Source organism: Vibrio anguillarum (assembly GCF_001989995.2).
GTDB lineage: Bacteria > Pseudomonadota > Gammaproteobacteria > Enterobacterales > Vibrionaceae > Vibrio > Vibrio anguillarum.
Genome location: NZ_JAHGUP010000077.1, coordinates 13,669 through 31,343, shown reverse-complemented (window position 1 = coordinate 31,343; position 17,675 = coordinate 13,669). Strand labels below are relative to the sequence as shown.

14 protein-coding genes and 1 riboswitch are annotated in these 17,675 nt (G+C 44.4%); of the genes, 8 read left to right on the top strand and 6 right to left on the bottom strand.

Annotated features, from left to right (window positions below):
- Window positions 1–646: 646 nt before the first annotated feature.
- The 3 genes from glgC to PL85_RS15790 all read left to right on the top strand — a co-directional run bounded on the left by glgC (window position 647) and on the right by PL85_RS15790 (window position 4,254).
- Window positions 647–1,864: a glucose-1-phosphate adenylyltransferase gene (gene glgC / locus PL85_RS15800; RefSeq protein ID WP_013857078.1), complete on the top strand. Its 1,218-nt coding sequence runs from the start codon at window positions 647–649 to the stop codon at window positions 1,862–1,864.
- 1 nt (window position 1,865) lies between these two features.
- Entirely contained in the window at window positions 1,866–3,320 is a 1,455-nt protein-coding gene (gene glgA, locus PL85_RS15795) for a glycogen synthase GlgA (protein WP_115339707.1), read from the top strand.
- 133 nt (window positions 3,321–3,453) lie between these two features.
- Window positions 3,454–4,254, top strand: a complete 801-nt coding sequence (locus PL85_RS15790; protein ID WP_019282196.1) for an alpha/beta fold hydrolase — start codon at window positions 3,454–3,456, stop codon at window positions 4,252–4,254.
- Here the strand turns inward: PL85_RS15790 and PL85_RS15785 are convergent.
- The 5 genes from PL85_RS15785 to torD form a co-directional block, all read right to left on the bottom strand.
- Window positions 4,251–4,568, bottom strand: coding sequence for a putative signal transducing protein (locus PL85_RS15785; RefSeq protein ID WP_013857075.1), 318 nt, complete (start codon window positions 4,566–4,568; stop codon window positions 4,251–4,253). The two genes, PL85_RS15790 and PL85_RS15785, sit on opposite strands and share 4 nt — an antisense overlap.
- 8 nt (window positions 4,569–4,576) lie before the next feature.
- The gene (locus PL85_RS15780; protein WP_047690896.1) at window positions 4,577–5,257 is read right to left on the bottom strand and encodes a TVP38/TMEM64 family protein; all 681 of its coding nucleotides are present in this window, start codon (window positions 5,255–5,257) and stop codon (window positions 4,577–4,579) included.
- 148 nt (window positions 5,258–5,405) lie between these two features.
- The gene (locus PL85_RS15775) at window positions 5,406–5,993 is read right to left on the bottom strand and encodes a TfoX/Sxy family DNA transformation protein (RefSeq protein ID WP_013857073.1); all 588 of its coding nucleotides are present in this window, start codon (window positions 5,991–5,993) and stop codon (window positions 5,406–5,408) included.
- Between the two features lie 114 nt (window positions 5,994–6,107).
- A riboswitch (cyclic di-GMP riboswitch) is annotated at window positions 6,108–6,193 on the bottom strand.
- Window positions 6,194–6,354: 161 nt separating this feature from the next.
- Window positions 6,355–7,362: an HTH-type transcriptional repressor PurR gene (gene purR, locus PL85_RS15770; RefSeq protein WP_026028025.1), complete on the bottom strand. Its 1,008-nt coding sequence runs from the start codon at window positions 7,360–7,362 to the stop codon at window positions 6,355–6,357.
- A gap of 272 nt (window positions 7,363–7,634) precedes the next feature.
- A complete protein-coding gene (gene torD, locus PL85_RS15765; RefSeq protein ID WP_115339708.1) occupies window positions 7,635–8,279 on the bottom strand; it encodes a molecular chaperone TorD in 645 nt (214 codons plus the stop codon).
- Between the two features lie 285 nt (window positions 8,280–8,564).
- On the opposite strand from torD, the gene torR reads away from it, so the two are divergent.
- Window positions 8,565–9,278 carry a two-component system response regulator TorR gene (gene torR, locus PL85_RS15760; protein WP_115339709.1) on the top strand — a complete coding sequence of 238 codons (714 nt, stop codon included), beginning with the start codon at window positions 8,565–8,567 and terminating at the stop codon, window positions 9,276–9,278.
- Between the two features lie 125 nt (window positions 9,279–9,403).
- Here the strand turns inward: torR and elyC are convergent, their stop codons facing one another.
- Entirely contained in the window at window positions 9,404–10,228 is an 825-nt protein-coding gene (gene elyC / locus PL85_RS15755) for an envelope biogenesis factor ElyC (RefSeq protein ID WP_096036300.1), read from the bottom strand.
- An 88-nt stretch (window positions 10,229–10,316) separates the two neighbouring features.
- Here elyC and cmoM point away from each other — a divergent pair, with 88 nt between their 5' ends.
- From cmoM to mukB, 4 genes are read left to right on the top strand one after another with little or no spacing between them, the layout of a single operon-like run.
- Window positions 10,317–11,108: a tRNA uridine 5-oxyacetic acid(34) methyltransferase CmoM gene (gene cmoM, locus PL85_RS15750; protein ID WP_115339710.1), complete on the top strand. Its 792-nt coding sequence runs from the start codon at window positions 10,317–10,319 to the stop codon at window positions 11,106–11,108.
- A gap of 2 nt (window positions 11,109–11,110) precedes the next feature.
- Window positions 11,111–12,448, top strand: a complete 1,338-nt coding sequence (gene mukF, locus PL85_RS15745) for a chromosome partition protein MukF (protein WP_115339711.1) — start codon at window positions 11,111–11,113, stop codon at window positions 12,446–12,448.
- A complete protein-coding gene (gene mukE, locus PL85_RS15740) occupies window positions 12,429–13,160 on the top strand; it encodes a chromosome partition protein MukE (protein WP_017044662.1) in 732 nt (243 codons plus the stop codon). Before mukF ends, mukE begins: the two co-directional genes overlap by 20 nt.
- Window positions 13,157–17,614 (top strand): chromosome partition protein MukB, encoded by a 4,458-nt coding sequence (gene mukB, locus PL85_RS15735; protein ID WP_115339712.1) that lies wholly within the window; start codon window positions 13,157–13,159, stop codon window positions 17,612–17,614. The genes mukE and mukB overlap by 4 nt, the downstream gene beginning before the upstream one ends.
- The last annotated feature ends 61 nt before the right edge of the window (window positions 17,615–17,675 follow it).

Below are 17,675 nucleotides of genomic sequence, written 5' to 3'. Positions count from 1 at the left end.
TTGTGATCAAGAGACAGGCCTTCGGGCTACCTTTTTTTTGGCTGGAGTTTGAGCAAGTTCAACTATTCATACAATTCATAGTGAATCTATCGCCAATATTTTGACATTTGTCGAGTAAGACCGTAATGATGAACTATCCGTGAGCGGGCGGGGTGTCGGATGTTCAGAGTCTTGTACACAGGAGATAGCCTTATTGCACCAGCATGTTGTGAATTGTTCAGTCGGTTCAACAACTAAAATGGAGCTATTTGGTGTAATTAATATTTATGTCTTTAACCTAGTAAACATAGCGTCATAAATTCGTTGTATTTTTAATAAAAAGAGAGTGTATATAAAATTAAGAATGCATCAATAAAGTGAATAAAAATGATTAGTTAATACATTGTTATGTTTATATGTTACACCGAGCTGTAAATGTGAGCTAGGTTAGGAGTTAGCAAACTAAAGGGTTCAGACAAGTCAGAACAGCGTATTTAAAATTGTATTATTTCTTTAATTCGATAACGTATAAACAACCGATTGCATTTAGGGTGGTGAGGGAGTTTCATACAGCCCACTGCAAGTGGTCAATAAGGATAGCATCCATACATCCCCTGTAAATTAAGGTATGGAATGCAAATATAAGAATGAAATAAGGAGAATTAAAATGGCTGGTGTTTTAGGAATGATCCTTGCTGGTGGCGAAGGCTCGCGCTTGATGCCTTTAACGGAATCTCGTAGTAAACCTGCAGTGCCATTTGGTGGCAGTTATCGTTTAATCGATTTTGCTTTGAATAATTTTGTAAACGCGGATTTGATGCGTATCTACGTGCTTACACAATTTAAATCACAATCGTTGTATTTACATATGAAGAAAGGCTGGAACCTTTCGGGCATCACTGATCGGTTTATCGATTCAATCCCCGCACAGATGCGTGATGGCAAGCGCTGGTACGAAGGTACTGCGGATGCTATCTACCAGAATATTCGTTTTATTGAACTCTCTACCCCCGACCAAGTATGTATTTTTGGCTCTGATCATATCTATAAAATGGATATCCGCCAGATGCTCGATTTCCATAAACGTGTAGACGCAAAACTGACCGTTTCTGCGCTGAGAATGCCGCTGAAAGAAGCGTCTCAGTTTGGTGTGATTGAAGTTGATGAAGCCGGAAAAATGGTCGGTTTTGAAGAAAAACCTTGCAACCCTAAAGCGATCCCTGGGCACCCAGACCTTGCACTTGTTTCTATGGGTAACTACATATTCGATACAGATAAACTCTGTGCAGAACTGCGTCGTGATGCTGAAGATAATCACTCCAGCCATGATTTTGGCAAAGATATTATTCCTAAACTTTTCCCAGAAGGGGAGGTTTATGTCTATGATTTTTCAACCAATAAAATCAAAGGCGAAAAAGACACAACTTACTGGCGTGATGTTGGTACGATTGAGGCCTACTGGGCAGCGCACATGGATCTATTAGAGCATGATGCCGATTTCTCGTTGTATAACCGTAGCTGGCCTCTCCACACTTATTATCCACCGTTGCCACCTGCAACCTTTGTTGATTCACACGATCGTAAAGTACAGATCACCGACAGCTTGATCTCCGGCGGAAGCTACATTCAAGGTGCGAAAATTTATAAATCGGTACTAGGCTACCGCAGTAACATCGGAGCCAACACTTTAGTGAGTGAATCCGTGATCCTCGGTGATGTTAAAATTGGTGAAGGATGTACAATTAAGCGTACGATTATTGATAAAAATGTCGAAATAGCACCAGGTACTATCATTGGTGAAGATTTAGAACTCGATAGACAACGTTTCCATGTTTCTGATGAGGGCATCGTTGTTATCGCAAAAGGAACAAAAGTTGGATTCTAGAATGGAAAAAATCGATGTTTGGTTTACCGTTTCAGAAGCTCAAGGTTTGATCAAAAGTGGTGGTTTGGCCGATGTGGCCAAAGCACTGCCTAAAGCACTGCAAGAGTTAGGTCATCAGGTAGCTATTGTGCTACCTGCTTATCATTCTATATTGGGCATTTCAGATGCTCCTGTTGTGCTAGAAACTGAGCTTACCCATTGGCCTCATACTTCATATCTGGTCCGCCAGATGGAGCTAGATGGAGTGGCCGTGTACTTAATTGAATGTGAACAATATTTTGGCCGAGCACAAATGTATGGCGAGAATAACCAAGCGTATGCTGATAATGGTGAGCGTTTTGGTTTCTTTTCAGCAGCTAGCCTAGATGTTTTACCTAAGCTCGGTAAAAAACCACAGATTATCCATGCAAATGATTGGCATACAGGGTTGGTTCCATTTTTGTTGAAAACGCGTTACCAGCATGACGCTTATTTTTCTGATATTAAAAGCGTATTGACCGTTCACAACGCGATTTTTAAAGGTATTTTTTCTTATCATCAATTAGAGATCATCCCAGAATTGAACTTATCTGGCATGGAATTTTTACGCTACGGACACGATCACGTCAGTATGCTAAGAGCAGGGATTGCCTTTGCTGACAAAATCAATGCCGTTAGCCCTAATTATGCTTCCGAGCTGCTAACACCGCTTGGCTCTCATGGGTTAGTAGATGATTTTGTTCACCGAGCTAGAGATTTGCACGGCATCGTTAATGGGTGTGATTATAGCGAGTGGGATCCACAAAACGATGAATTTCTTCCTCTTGGCTACTGTGATGAAGCTGAATCACTTCAAGCGGGCAAACGGGCGAGTAAGCGTATGTTGCAAGAGGAGCTGCAATTACCTCAGCGTGACTTGCCTTTGTTTGGGATGGTTTGTCGACTCACCCACCAAAAAGGTTTCCACTACATTTTACCTATACTAGAGTCGTTCTTACGCAATGATGCTCAGCTCATTATTGTTGGCACAGGAGAGCCTGAAGTTGCTGTTCAGCTACATAAAATGGCGGCGAAGCATGCTGATAAATTTGCGTTTGTTGAAGCTTATAGCAATCGTTTTGCACATTTGGTTGAAGCCGGTTCTGATTTCTTCTTAATGCCTTCAGAATTTGAAGCTTGCGGTTTGAATCAGATCTACAGCATGGCTTATGGCACGCTGCCCATCGTTCGTGAAGTTGGTGGTTTAAAAGACACCGTGCGTGATTATGATAAGTTTCCTGAAGAAGCGACCGGCTTTGGTTTTCATGATCCTTCTCCAGAAGCACTGCTTATTGCAATGCAGCGAGCGATGCTGTTTTATCTTCAACATCCCGAAACTATGTTGGAGGTTCAGCAGAGGGCGATGCGACAAAATTTTAGCTGGCAGGATTCAGCGAAAGAGTACATCAAGATGTATCATCTCGCGTTTCATGACTGATGTTTTTATAACAAGTAAGGCGCTTTGGCGCCTTACTTGTTTAGCCGAACGAGCCCGCATGATTTTTTGCTATTCAGCCCCCGTTTTGTGGTAGTCTTGCGTTTCTCAAATTGAAGCTGATTAACGGTTTTGTATGTCTCATAGCCTACTTTTCCATAAGACCTACCTGCATCCCACCAGTGATGAATGGGTTGTTTTTGTGCATGGTGCAGGTGGAAGTTCATCCATCTGGTTTAAGCAAATCAAAGCGTACCGTGAGCATTTCAACCTGTTATTAGTTGATTTACGAGGTCATGGCAAGTCAAACCAACTGTTTAAAGAGTTGATGGCAAATCGTTACACGTTTAAATCCGTCACTCTTGATATTCTCAAAGTGCTCGATCATTTGAAAATTCAGTCTGCCCATTTTGTTGGAATGTCACTCGGCACCATTATTGTGCGTAATCTTGCTGAAATAGCGACTGGGCGAGTTTGCTCTATGGTTTTGGGCGGAGCGATAACCCGTTTGAATGTGCGCTCTCAAGTGCTCGTAAAGTTGGGTAATTTGAGTAAACACATCATTCCTTACATGTGGCTTTATCGTCTGTTTGCTTACATTGTGATGCCACAACGCAACCAAAAAGAGTCACGGCATCTTTTTATTCGAGAAGCGAAGAAGCTGTGCCAAAAAGAGTTTAAACGCTGGTTTATGCTGACTTCCGAAGTCAATCCTCTGATGAAATGCTTCAAAGAGAAAGAGCTGCCCATTCCCACTCTTTATCTTATGGGAGAGAGAGACTATATGTTCATTCAACCCGTTAAAGACATGGTGGCAATGCATAGACAAAGTGTGTTATTAGAGATCCCAGATTGCGGCCACGTGTGTAATGTTGAACAATCTGAGATGTTTAACCACCACTCAATTGAGTTCATCCGCCAGCATCAGACTCGTTAGTCTGAATCTAAACAACCGCAGTACCAGCAGGCTGCAAACTGCGGCCCATTTTCCTCGTTGCACTGTCCACAAACCCAGTTAGGTTCTTCGTTTATCTCTTCTATCTGATAGGCCAATAATTGTGCTTGAGCCTCGGCAATTTGAGTTTCATCCAACAGCCATATATAGGGCAAGGTTTCTTCTGAAAAAGGGAGCTCCCCACCTAAGCCGTATAAGTTATCGCCTCTCACTTCACAGCGAATATTGAATTGCTGTAAATACTGACAAACTATATATGCCTCTATCGGGTGGTTTGAAACACAAATTTTCATCATTATTCACTTCAGGCGGAAGTTGGGTTTTTGTTCAATCTGGCCATAATCCACTTGGTGAGAATAGGAAAAAGACCTAATAGAGCAAATGAAAGCAAAACCGAAGGAGATACAATACCGGATAAGCTTTCAATTTCAGCTAGTTGAGTACCAGCATTCAGATAAACGGCAGTGCCGGGCAGCATACCGAGTTGGCTAATCAGGTAAAAGCGAGCGGTTGATATGGGTGTTAGGCCCATTAATAAATTAATCAAGAAAAAAGGGAAAACCGGAATTAAGCGCAGTGAGAATAGATAAAATGCCCCATCTTTTGCAACGCCTTGATTAATCGTTTGCAGCTTTTGACCAAATTTTGTTTGAATCCATTCACGCAGTAAGAAACGGCTACTCAAAAAGGCGATAGTTGCGCCTATGGTGCTGGCAAAGGAGACAAGCAGTAAGCTAGTCCAAAAACCAAACAGCGCAGCACCCAGTAACGTGACGACCGCCGCTCCTGGAATAGAGAAAGCGGTGAGCACAATATAGAGTGAAAAATAGATCAAAGCAGCGCTGATCACGTTTTGGCTAATGTATTCGTTTAATAGCATTTGCTGTGCTTTGGCATTATCTAACGTTAGATATTGGCCAAAATTTACAATCAAAAAGACAATAAAGGCAAATAAAGCCAAGCCTAAGAGAAGTTTTTTATTCATGGTATTCCTCAAAACGACATATTTTACTAGATATAGTGAAGAAGACAGAGGAAGTCGAATTTATATTTCAAAACGGGATTAAAAAAACGCCCGCATGGTGATGCGAGCGTATTTGATTATTTAATCGAGAGATTTATTTACTCTGAAGTTAAAGGCTTTTAGCTAATTCATCGCGTCGAGATTGTGGGATAACCGACCAATGCTTGCCTTCAATCGCACCTTCAAGGGCCCATAGCAATTCAAGACTGATTGAAGAAGAATGGGTTTGCTGAATCGCTTTATAGGCTTCCAAAGCCCCCTTTGTATGCAAATCCGTTACTGATTCTATCCCTGCTTTCTTAAGCATACGTTCGGTGGCGAGTCGAAGGTTCGGGAGATCTTTTAGGCGTTCTGGCTTCGTTTGGGCTTGAACTTCTCGTTCTTGTTTGGCGATTTCGAGTGCGACAGCAGCATCTCGTAAAATAAGCGAAGGGTTTTCCCAACAATTGTCAGGTAATGCGAAGTATTTTGTGACGACAGGGAACCCACGTTTTTTATAGATATAGGGCTCATAGCCTTGCTCTTTAAAGCGAGAGGTTGATAGATCGTCTGCGCGAATATGAAGTTTATCGTTTACGACCAAAGCAAACATGGTGTCATCGACAAAAATGCCGAAGCCGCCAAACATTGAACGAGACTTAACGCGTCCAAGTTGTTCGAAGAGTCGCATTGAATCTTTAAGTACTGGTTTATCCATGCTGTAAATTCTCGGTGTATGGGAAAAACGCCACCAAAATCAGGTCCGAGAGATTAGCAAACTTATGCAGAAAGAGTGTCAGTAAGGGGTAAACTTAACGTTTGCATATTTGCCATCGGCAACCCCGCTACCTACCGAATAGTCGGTTTAGGCCGGAGGCTTTGCGTCCCATCTTTTCAAATGGTTTGCCCTGTGCGTGACTTCTAATAGTAAGAATATATAAATTTTTGGATGAGCATCACGCTTATTTATTATTTGCGTGATGCTCATTCCAAATTTACTATTATTTAATACGGCGTTCTGTCTCGAATGTAGGAAAATCCCTAAAATTGACATTTGTCGCTTGCTTTAAATAATGACACTATTTCGTTATGTTTTTTACTGTGTTGCGCTCAACAATCTCAGGATGCATCTCAAACACACGACGTTCATGCTCTTTGTCTTTAATGCGTTCCAATAGGATTTCAAAGGCGTTTTTCCCTACTCGTCGTTTTGGCTGGTGAACCGTGGTTAACGGTGGCGAGAAATACTCAGCAAGTTCAATATTGTCATAACCAATAACAGACATGTCATCAGGAATACGGATGCCTTTTTGTTGCAAGCGACTCATTAAACCGAGAGCCATTGTATCGTTAAAGCAAAAAACAGCCGTTGGGCGCTTGTCCATGGCGGCGATCTTGTCGGCGGCGAGCACCGCAGTATCACACTCGAAGTTACCTTCCAAAATCCAATCTTCATGAACGGTTAGGCTTGCTTCGGCAAGAGCACGCTTAAACCCTTGAATACGCTCTTGGCACGCCGCTTTTTCGAAGTGTCCACTTAAGCAAGCAATGTCAGTATGGCCATGATCAATAAGGTATTTGGTGGCGAGATATCCGCCTTCCTCTGAGTTATCAATAATTTTATCGGCTTGAGAACTTTCAGGGCCCCAGTCCATGATCACTTTCGGAATGTCTGAATGACGATCAAGCATCTCAAGCAGTTCTTGGGTGAGGTCCGAGCACATGACCAACATACCATCGACACGTTTTTCCGCTAGCATGCGGATGTAGTCGCGTTGCTTCTCGTAAATACCGCCGGTATTGCACAAAATAAGTGTGTAGCCTTGGCGGTAGCAGTAACTTTCAACACCATCGATAACCTCAGAAAAAAATAAGTTTGTCGATTGGGTCACTAACATACCAATGGTACGGGTGGTGTTGCATTTTAAGCTGCGAGCGACTGCACTTGGTGCATAGTTAAGCTCTGATACCGCTTCCATCACTCGTTCTTGGGTTGCTTCAGCCACAAAGCGAGTTTTATTGATTACATGCGATACCGTGGTGGTTGATACGCCCGCTAAGCGTGCAACGTCTTTAATCGTAGCCATAAATTCTCTGTCCTGTCGATAACTGCTGAAAGTGATAGTCACGAAGAGCAATTCAGCGGTATTAGGCCTATCGGTGTTATATTGAAGCCTAAAAGTAGTAAAAACACAAAAACCGCCTCTAATCAGCGGTTGCATCTTAAATTCATTTTTTATCGTTTGCGGTCAAGATTCTAGTCCGCAAATGTCCATCAAGCAACGAAAAATCCACCGAATAAATCGGTCAACAGTCACAATTGACCGATTTAGTAATAGGTATTAACTAGGTTATCTCATTAGTTTGATAAATAGTCGCGGTCTAAGTGAAGAAACGCGACCAACAATTCGCTTGCGGCACCGTAAAAACCAAATTGATCAATTTGTTGGCAGCGAAGATGGAATTGTGGGATCCAAGAGAGCAAATGTTGTTCAATAAAATCATACTGCTGTGTAAAGGCTTGTTCAAGGTGTGTCTCTTGTTCAAGCTCATTGGAGCGAATGATCAAGTTACCTAAGAAATCCAGTTCAATCGCAATGTGGTCGGCGGGTTCGTTGAGTGTATCGTTGACTGCAATGTGATGGGCTGCCATCAAATCCGACATTGCTCTGGCTGGTTCGTCATTGAGCAACCCTGATTTTCCAATGTAAATTGAGGCATAGGGTAGCGCGGACTCCTTATTGGATTTTAAAAAAAGATCACAGAAATCGGCTGCGAGCTCAAGCTGTGCGTCTTCTTTGTCTTGCAATCGGTTCAGTGCATCAACTAATTTATCAATGGCAGGTTTAAGTGTCGCGTTTTCTGCTAATCCTGAAAGAAATGTGCGAATAGCGGGCGTATAGTATTGCTCTAATTCATGCTCCGAAAGTTCTTTCACAAATAAGCTCGAAAGCCACCAATAAATCTCGGCACGCTGTTCATTAAAAGCTTTGATGTCTTGCATGGTATTGGCTCTCCAAGGGGGGGGTTGCGAAAATCGTTTTTAAAAAGTAATTGATCTAAGTGTAACTAATAAAAATGAATAGCAGTCGCTAAGAAAATGAAAAAATATGAGTGATTTTTTCATTAAGTTAATGGATGTCTGGAAGGTTGTTTTGAATCAATAAACTCTCATCTTTCTTAATTTTAAAAGTGATACGACTAGAATTATGACTATTTATGAATAGAATGGCTTTGTACAGAATCTCGAGCCGAGGTTTGAACATTTCTATAGAGTAAAGTGGTGTAAATGAGCTATCACGTATTAGTAGTTGAAGATGATGCAGTCACTCGCAGCAAGCTAGCTGGATACTTTCAAAGCGAAGGTTATATGGTAACGCAAGCGGAAAGCGGTACTCAGATGAGAGATGCTTTGAAAAACAGCGCGATAGATCTGATTATGCTAGACATTAATTTACCCGGTGAAGATGGTTTAATGTTAACGCGTGAGCTACGCAGCCAATCTGATATTGGCATCATATTAGTGACAGGGCGCACGGATAGCATTGATAAGATTGTTGGTCTTGAAATGGGGGCCGATGATTATGTAACGAAACCTTTTGAATTGCGCGAGTTGCTGGTGAGAGTGAAAAACTTGCTGTGGCGGATCTCGACCGCAAAAAACAAACTGAACGAAGAGAGCGGTGTATCTCACAATGCGAATTTAGTGCGCTTTAACGAGTGGACCTTTGATATCCAGCGCCGAGCGCTGAGCCGTAATGGTGAGCCCGTAAAACTGACCAAAGCGGAATATGAGCTATTAGTTGCCTTGTCGTCATATCCGAATCAAGTCCTTAGCCGTGAACGTATTTTAAATATGATCAGCCACCGTGTGGATGCACCTAACGATCGAACGATTGATGTACTGATTCGACGCATGAGGGCGAAGATGGAGTTTGATCCCAAGAATCCGCAAATCTTTGTGACTGTGCACGGTGAAGGTTATATGTTCGCTGGTGATTAGCTGAGTGGTCGTGTGTGTAAAATTGGCGTTGGGCCGTGCCTTTTTATTCCCATGATTTTTTGTAGCCGCGATTACCAAGAAAAACGGAGCACATCAGTGGCTCCGTTTTGGGTTGAATACAATTGCTAATTGCTATTGATGTCCAATTCTGTATCGCCATGCCCGGAGGCCCAATCACGTAAGTCTTGCCACAGCAGCCCTAACGTTTCATACCAGTAACGCTCGGTTTGTTCTAAATAACGTGCTCGAGGAGCGTATTTTTCCCAAGGTTGCTCAATATTCGTTTGCGCTAAGAAATTGGTTGGCGCAGGTATTGGGTCAATACCTGCAGAATTAAACTCTTTTAACGCTCTTTCCATATGACTGGCTGACGTTACCAAAACCAGCCTACGCTGTTGAACAAAGGCGGCGGCTTGTCGTGCTTCTTCCCAAGTATCTTTAGCTGTTTCTAGCAAAATAATATCGGATTTATTCACTCCAAGCGCGAGTGCCACCACGGCTAGCATGCGAGCATGGCTAAATTCCGACCCGCCAGAGTAGCCTGATAAAATCAACTTTGAGCCGGGGTACATACGCATGACACGTATGCCTTCGTTTAAGCGTACCAACGCAGTGCGGCTGAGTTCCGAGGTCGGCGGGATTTGGTCATCCACTACGTGGCCGCTACCTAAAACCATCACATAATCGATGGTGCCATCAACGGGGAGAAAAGCTGAGTATTGTCTTTCCAAAGGCATTAACATGCGCGTTGCAAAGGGTTGGAAAGAGATAAGAAATATCCCCACTAAAGAGAAGAGGACAAACATACAGCCAGTCTTACGTCTGACGGTGAACATTATGAGCATTAATCCGACAAAACCGAGGATTAGCATCGCCGGAAGAGGCATTAATAATGAGGAAACAACTTTTTTCAGCTCAAACATATACAAAATAGTCCGAAAAAACACCACTTGATAATAAAAAGGAACAAAGCCCCTTTATTCCTGCCATTCCTATGACAGAATAGCAGCACGATTCGCTATCATAACTCAAGCCACTGTGACTGAAGACCGGAATTTCGACGATATTGCCCACAAATTTGCAAAAAACATATACGGCTCTGACAAAGGTGAAATTCGTCAAGTCATTGTTTGGCAAGATCTTGAGCAACTGCTCGCTTTGTTGAGCAACCACCCAAAACCTTTGCAAGTGCTTGATGCGGGCGGCGGTTTGGCACAAATGTCACAAAAAATAGCCAAGCTTGGACACCAAATCACGCTGTGTGATTTATCCTCTGAAATGCTTCAACTTGCGGAACAAGAGATCCGCAAAAATGGTCTGCTTGAGCAGTATCGGTTGGTACATTCCCCCGTGCAATCCATCCAATCGTACCTTAGTGCGCCAGTGGATGTGTTGTTGTTTCACGCGGTGATGGAATGGTTAGCCGAGCCAAAACCCGCATTGCAGAATTTGTTAGCTCAAGTTAGGCCAGGTGGTATGGCATCAATCATGTTCTATAACCATCATGGCTTGGTGTACAAAAATGTTGTCTGTGGCAACATTCCCCATGTATTGGAGGGTATGCCGCATCGCAAGCGGTTTAAGCTCCAGCCTCAGCAAGGGCTAAAACCTGAAGAAGTGTATCAATGGATCGAAGAATCAGGATTTGAGATTTGTGGAAAATCGGGCATCCGATCATTCAGTGACTATATTGGGAATGTGAAAAATATGGGTGACTACCAATATGAAGATGTACTGGCACTCGAACAACAATTATGTAGACAAGAGCCGTACCTCTCGCTAGGTCGATACATTCATGTATGGGCGAAAAAGAAAATAGAGCAGGAATAACAATGAGTGAGATGACTCAGAACGCTGCACAGCAACCTATTGATGAATTGGTTAGCTGGGTAAAGCAGCATGATTTCTCATTGAACCTGACGACAGAACGACTGGCGTTCCTTATTGCCATCGCAGTATTGAGTAACGAAAGGTTTGATGAAGAATTAGGTGAAGGTGAGTTACACGATGCGTTTGCCATCGTAACTCGCTTATTTGAAGAAACCGGTGAAGCCTCCGCGTTTCGTGCCAATAATGCGATCAATGAGTTGGTAAAACAGCGCTTAATGAGCCGCTTCACCAGCGAGATGACTGATGGCGTTAGCATTTACCGTTTGTCACCGTTGGCTATTGGTATTACGGACTACTACGTCCGTCATAGAGAGTTTTCCAAGCTGAAGCTCTCAATTCAGCTTTCTATGGTTGCCGATGAAATGGCCAAGGCGATTGAAGCCGCGAATAAAGGCGGTACCCCAGGGCATTGGAAAAAGAACGTCTACGGCGTATTAAAATACTCGGTAGGGGAAATTTTTGATCGTATCGATTTAAACCAACGTGTGATGGATGAGCAGCAGCAATCGGTCAAACTGCAAATTGCTGAGCTGCTGAATAAAGATTGGCGTGAAGCGATCAACAACTGTGAATCGTTATTGTCTGAAACCTCTTCAACGCTGCGTGAACTGCAAGACACTTTACAAGCGGCGGGGGATGAGCTGCAAACGCAAATTTTGGATATCCAAGAATTAGTTTATGGCGAAACTGAACTCGAATTTATTGAAGAAATCCTGTTTGGATTACAGATGAAACTTGATCGCATCACCAGTTGGGGACAACAGGCGATCGATCTCTGGATTGGCTACGACCGCCATGTCCATAAATTCATTCGTACCGCCATTGATATGGACCAAAACCGAGCGTTTAGCCAGCGTTTACGTCAATCACTCAGCGACTATTTTGACGCGCCTTGGTATCTCACTTATGCCGATGCTGAGCGTTTAACCGACCTTCGTGATGAAGCTCTCGTCTTAAGAGATGATGAGGTGATGGGGCAAGTGCCTCCAGAAGTGGAGTACGAAGAGTTCCAGCAAGTCAATGATGAGCTCTCCTTGCGTATCGGCAGCATGCTCAAAGGTCATAAAGATCAAGGGATGCCAATTGATTTAGGACGAGTACTGAGAGACTACCTCGCCACTCATCCCCATACACATCATTTTGATTTAGCCCGAATTATTGTTGATCAAGCGGTGAGACTTGGCTACTCAGAGCAAGATTACCAAACCATCCAACCTGACTGGCAAGCGATCAACGATTTTGGTGCAAAGGTACAAGCAAATGTCATCGACAGATATTAATGAATACATGCCAGAAAATCTGGCTAAAGCGATTTCAAATCCTTTATTTCCTGCGCTAGATAGCCAGCTTCGAGCTGGGCGTCATGTTTCTAGTGATGATTTGGATAATCACACCTTTTTATTGGATTTTGAGCCCGATTTAGCGCTGTTTTACCAACGCTATAACACCGAATTAGTCAAAGCGCCGGAAGGCTTTTTTTACCTGCGTCCTCGCTCTACTGCTTTAATCAATCGCAGCGTGCTGTCTGAGTTGGATATGCTGGTCGGCAAAGTGCTCTGTTTTCTTTATTTGAGTCCTGAACGCCTTGCGCACGAAGGCATCTTTACTAATCAAGAATTGTACGAAGAGCTACTGTCTCTGGCCGATGAAAAAAAACTGATGAAGCTCGTTACCAACCGAGCCAGCGGTTCAGACTTAGATAAAGAAAAGCTGTTTGAAAAAGTGCGTACCTCACTGCGTCGTTTACGTCGTTTGGGGATGATCATCCATTTAGGTGATACCAATAAATTCCGCATTAGCGAAGCCGTATTTCGTTTTGGTGCCGATGTGCGTATTGGTGACGACATGCGTGAAGCGCAACTGCGTTTGATCCGCGATGGTGAAGCGGTTGTCCACGCCCAAGAACCGAATCAAGGCAGCTTGCTGGATAACGAAGACGAGATTGAAGAACAAAATGTTAACGAGCAAACAGAATGGGAAGGTGAAGCATGATTGAGAGAGGTAAATATCAATCGCTAACCATGATCAATTGGAACGGCTTTTTTGCTCGTACTTTTGATATTGATGGATTAGTTACCACCTTGTCAGGCGGTAACGGTGCGGGCAAATCGACCACCATGGCGGCATTTATCACCACCTTGATCCCAGATCAAAGTTTGCTCCATTTTAGAAACACCACCGAAGCGGGCAGCTCACAAGCGTCTCGCGATAAAGGCTTATACGGTAAACTGCAAGCGGGCGCATGTTACGCCGCGTTGGATGTAGTGAATTCACGCAAACAGCGTTTACTGTTTGGCGTTAAGCTACAACAGGTGGCGGGGCGCGATAAAAAAGTTGATATCAAACCGTTTGTGATTCAAGGCTTGCCAAGCCATGTCAAACCAACCGATGTGCTGATTGAAAACGTCTCAGACAACCACGCGCGCGTGCGTCAACTCAATGAAGTGAAAGAGATTGTCGCGAAAATTGAAGGGGCGTATTTTAAAGCGTTTAGCTCCATTGTAGATTATCACGCGCAGATGTTTGAATTTGGCGTGGTGCCGAAAAAACTGCGTAACAGTAGTGACCGTTCAAAATTCTATCGCTTGATTGAGGCTTCTTTATACGGCGGTATTTCCAGTGCCATTACTCGCTCGTTGCGTGATTATCTGTTGCCACAAAATGGTGGTGTGAAGAAAGCATTCCAAGATATGGAATCGGCGTTACGTGAAAACCGCATGACATTAGAAGCGATCAAAACCACGCAAGCGGATCGCGATCTCTTCAAGCACCTGATTACCGAATCGACAAATTACGTGGCCGCTGATTACATGCGTCACGCCAACGATCGCCACAATAAGCTAGAGCAAACGCTCGCGTTGCGTAACGAGTTGTTCGGCTCTCGCCATACATTGATTGAGCAAAATCGATTACTCAATCAAGTTCAAGAAGAGCTTGAACTGCTGTTAGAGCAAGAATCTACCTTAGAGCAAGATCACCAAGCCGCTTCTGATCATTTGCAACTGGTGCAAAACGCACTGCGTCAGCAAGAGAAAATTGAACGCTATCAAGAGGATTTGCAAGAGCTCACTATTCGCCTTGAAGAGCAGATGATGGTGGTCGAAGAGGCGCAAGAGCGCGTCATGATGGCTGAAGAGCAAGCGGTTATCTCTGAAGATGAGGTCGATAGCTTAAAGAGTCAACTGGCCGATTACCAACAAGCATTAGATGTTCAACAAACGCGAGCCTTGCAATATCAACAAGCCGTACAGGCGCTCGATAAAGCCAAACAGTTGCTAAATGATGATCAGTTAACACCAGAGCGTGCCCAAGCACAGGTTTCTGATCTCAAGCATCAGCAAGACGCTAATACGACCACGTTATTAGCGTTAAAGCATAAATTGGACATGTCTTCGGCCGCGGTCGAACAGTTTGAGCAGGCACTGCAACTGGTGCGCAGTGTGGTGGGTGAAGTGCCTCGTCACGATGCGGCTCAGCATGCAAAAGCCATCATGCAGCAAGCGCGTAACGCCCAGCAAATCAGCCAAAATGAAGCACAGTGGTATGCACAGCAGCGAGATCTGGAACGTCGCTTAAATCAGCAGCAAGTGGCGCGTCAGTCCGTGGTTGAATACCAAAAGCAACACCATATTGACTTGCACGATGAGCTAACACTAGAGCAAGAGCGCGAGCGCCACGCCGCTCTGATTGAATCGCTGGAATATGAACAAGAAGTGCTGCGTGAACAGCGCAGTGAGCAGCGCCGTACCGAGCAAGATAAACAGGCTGAAATTCAACGACTGGAATCGATCGCTCCGACTTGGATTGCTGCCAACGATGCATTGCATACTTTACGCGAACAAAGTGGTGCAACATTAGAAAATAGCCAAGCTGTGATGGCGCAGATGCAGCAAGTGCTTGAGCAAGAAAAAGCACAATCAATCGCTAAAGATAAGCTGGCAGGACGTCGCGCGCAGCTTGAAAACGAAATCGAGCGCTTGGCGTCTCCTGGTGGTTCAAATGATCCTCGCTTGAAAGGATTAGCGGATAGCTTAGGTGGCGTTTTACTGTCTGAAATTTACGATGACATCACGATTGACGACGCACCTTATTTCAGTGCCATGTACGGCCCAGCTCGTCATGCGATTGTGGTTTCGGATTTATCTGGCATCAAAGAGAAGCTGGTCGAGCTTGATGACTGCCCAGAAGATCTGTACATCATTGAAGGGGATGTCGATGCCTTTGATGATAGCTCGTTCAATGCTGACGAATTGGAAGGAGCGGTATGTGTACAGCTCAATAACCGCCAAATGCGTTATTCTCGTTTACCTGAGATCCCACTCTTTGGCCGCGCCGCGCGCGAACAACGTTTAGAGTTACTGCGTAACGAGCGCGAAGAAGTGGTGGAAGAGCACGCAAAAGCGGCGTTTGATTCACAAAAACTGCAACGTCTATACCACAGCTTTAACCAATTTGTTGCTTCACACATCCAAGTTGCTTTTGAAGCCGATCCAGAACAAGCGTTGCAAGCGGCACGTGAGCAACGCAATCAACTGGTCCGTGTATTGGCTGAATTGGACGCAAAAGAGCAGCAGCAGCGCAACCAGTTACAGCTGAGCAAACACGCGTTAACGATGCTCGATAAGCTGGCTCCTAACATGTTGCTCATTGAAGATGAGGCGTTGCAAGCACGTTTCGATGAAGCTGAGCTGAACATTAATCAACTGGCGGAAGCGAAAGCGTTTTTAAGCTCGCACGGTAAAGCCATCGCGGAGTTAGAGCAGCTTGCTTCAGCGCTTGAGGTTGACCCGCAGCAATTTGATGCACTCACTGCACAATATCAGCAAGCGGATCAGGCTCTTCAGACATTGAAAGTGCAGATCTTTGCACTCTCAGACGTGATTGAACGCCGCCACTATTTTAGCTATTCCGATTCGGTTGCTCTGCTCAGTAAAAGTAGCGAGCTAAGTGAGCAGCTCAAAAACAAATTGGTTGAGGCAGAAAGCGCCCGTACCCGTACTCGTGATGAGCTCAAACAGGCTCAAAGCCAAATGAACCAATATAACCAAGTGTTAGCGGCCTTAAAAAGCTCGCATCAAGCTAAGTTGGAAACGGTTCAAGAGTTCAAGCAGGAGCTACAAGAGTTTGGTGTGCATGCCGATGAAGGTGCGCAAGAGCGTGCTGAACGTCGTCGTGATGAATTGCAACAGCGTCTGCATGCCTCACGTACCCGTAAGAGCGAGTATGAACGTACACTGACCGCAACTGATCTTGAAATGAAAGCATTAGTTAAACGGTTGAAAAAGGTGCAGAAAGATTATCAAGATCTGCGCACATTTGTGGTGAATGCAAAAGCAGGGTGGTGCTCTGTATTACGTTTGGCGCGTGATCACGATGTTGAGCGCCGCTTGCACAAACGTGAGCTGGCTTATCTATCGGCCGATGAACTGCGTTCTATGTCGGATAAATCACTGGGCGCGCTGCGCTTAGCGGTGGCAAACAATGACGACCTGCGCGATGCACTGCGTTTGTCGGAAGATAACGCACATCCAGAACGCAAAGTTTTGTTCTACATCGCCGTGTATCAACATCTGCGTGAGCGTATTCGCCAAGACATCATTCGCACTGATGATCCTGTTGAAGCGATTGAAGAGATGGAAGTGGAGCTTGCGCGTTTAACTGAAGAGTTGACTCAACGTGAAAACCGTTTAGCGATCAGCTCTGAATCGGTGGCCAGCATCATCAAAAAAACCATTCAACGTGAGCAAAATCGTATTCGGATGCTCAACCAAGGTTTGTCTAACATTAACTTTGGTCAGGTGAAAGGCGTTCGCCTTAACGTGAAAGTACGCGAGAGCCATGAAATCCTACTCGCGGGATTATCTGAAAAACAGAGTCAGCATAAAGATCTGTTTGAGAGCACTCGTTATACCTTCTCCGAAGCGATGGCGAAATTGTTCCAGCGTGTTAACCCACATATCGATATGGGGCAACGTTCACCGCAAGTATTGGGTGAAGAGCTATTGGATTACCGTAACTACTTAGAGTTGAGTGTTGAAGTAAATCGCGGATCCGATGGCTGGTTGCAAGCGGAATCGGGCGCGTTATCGACTGGTGAAGCGATTGGTACTGGGCAGTCTATTTTATTGATGGTAATTCAAAGTTGGGAAGAGGAATCTCGTCGTCTACGCAGTAAAGACATCGTTCCATGCCGTTTACTGTTTTTAGATGAAGCGGCGCGTTTGGATGCCAAATCCATCTCAACCTTGTTTGAACTGTGTGAGCGTCTGGACATGCAACTCTTGATTGCTGCGCCAGAGAACATTAGCCCTGAGAAAGGCACGACCTATAAATTAGTGCGCAAAGTGTTTAAAGATCACGAACACGTTCATGTGGTCGGTCTGCGAGGTTTTGGTCAAACTGAAAAACCAAAATCAGAAGCACAGCAGATGGCCGAAATGCTGTAAGCATCGCCTCCATCGCTAATAAAAAAGCCCAATACTCCTGATAGAGATTGGGCTTTTTAGT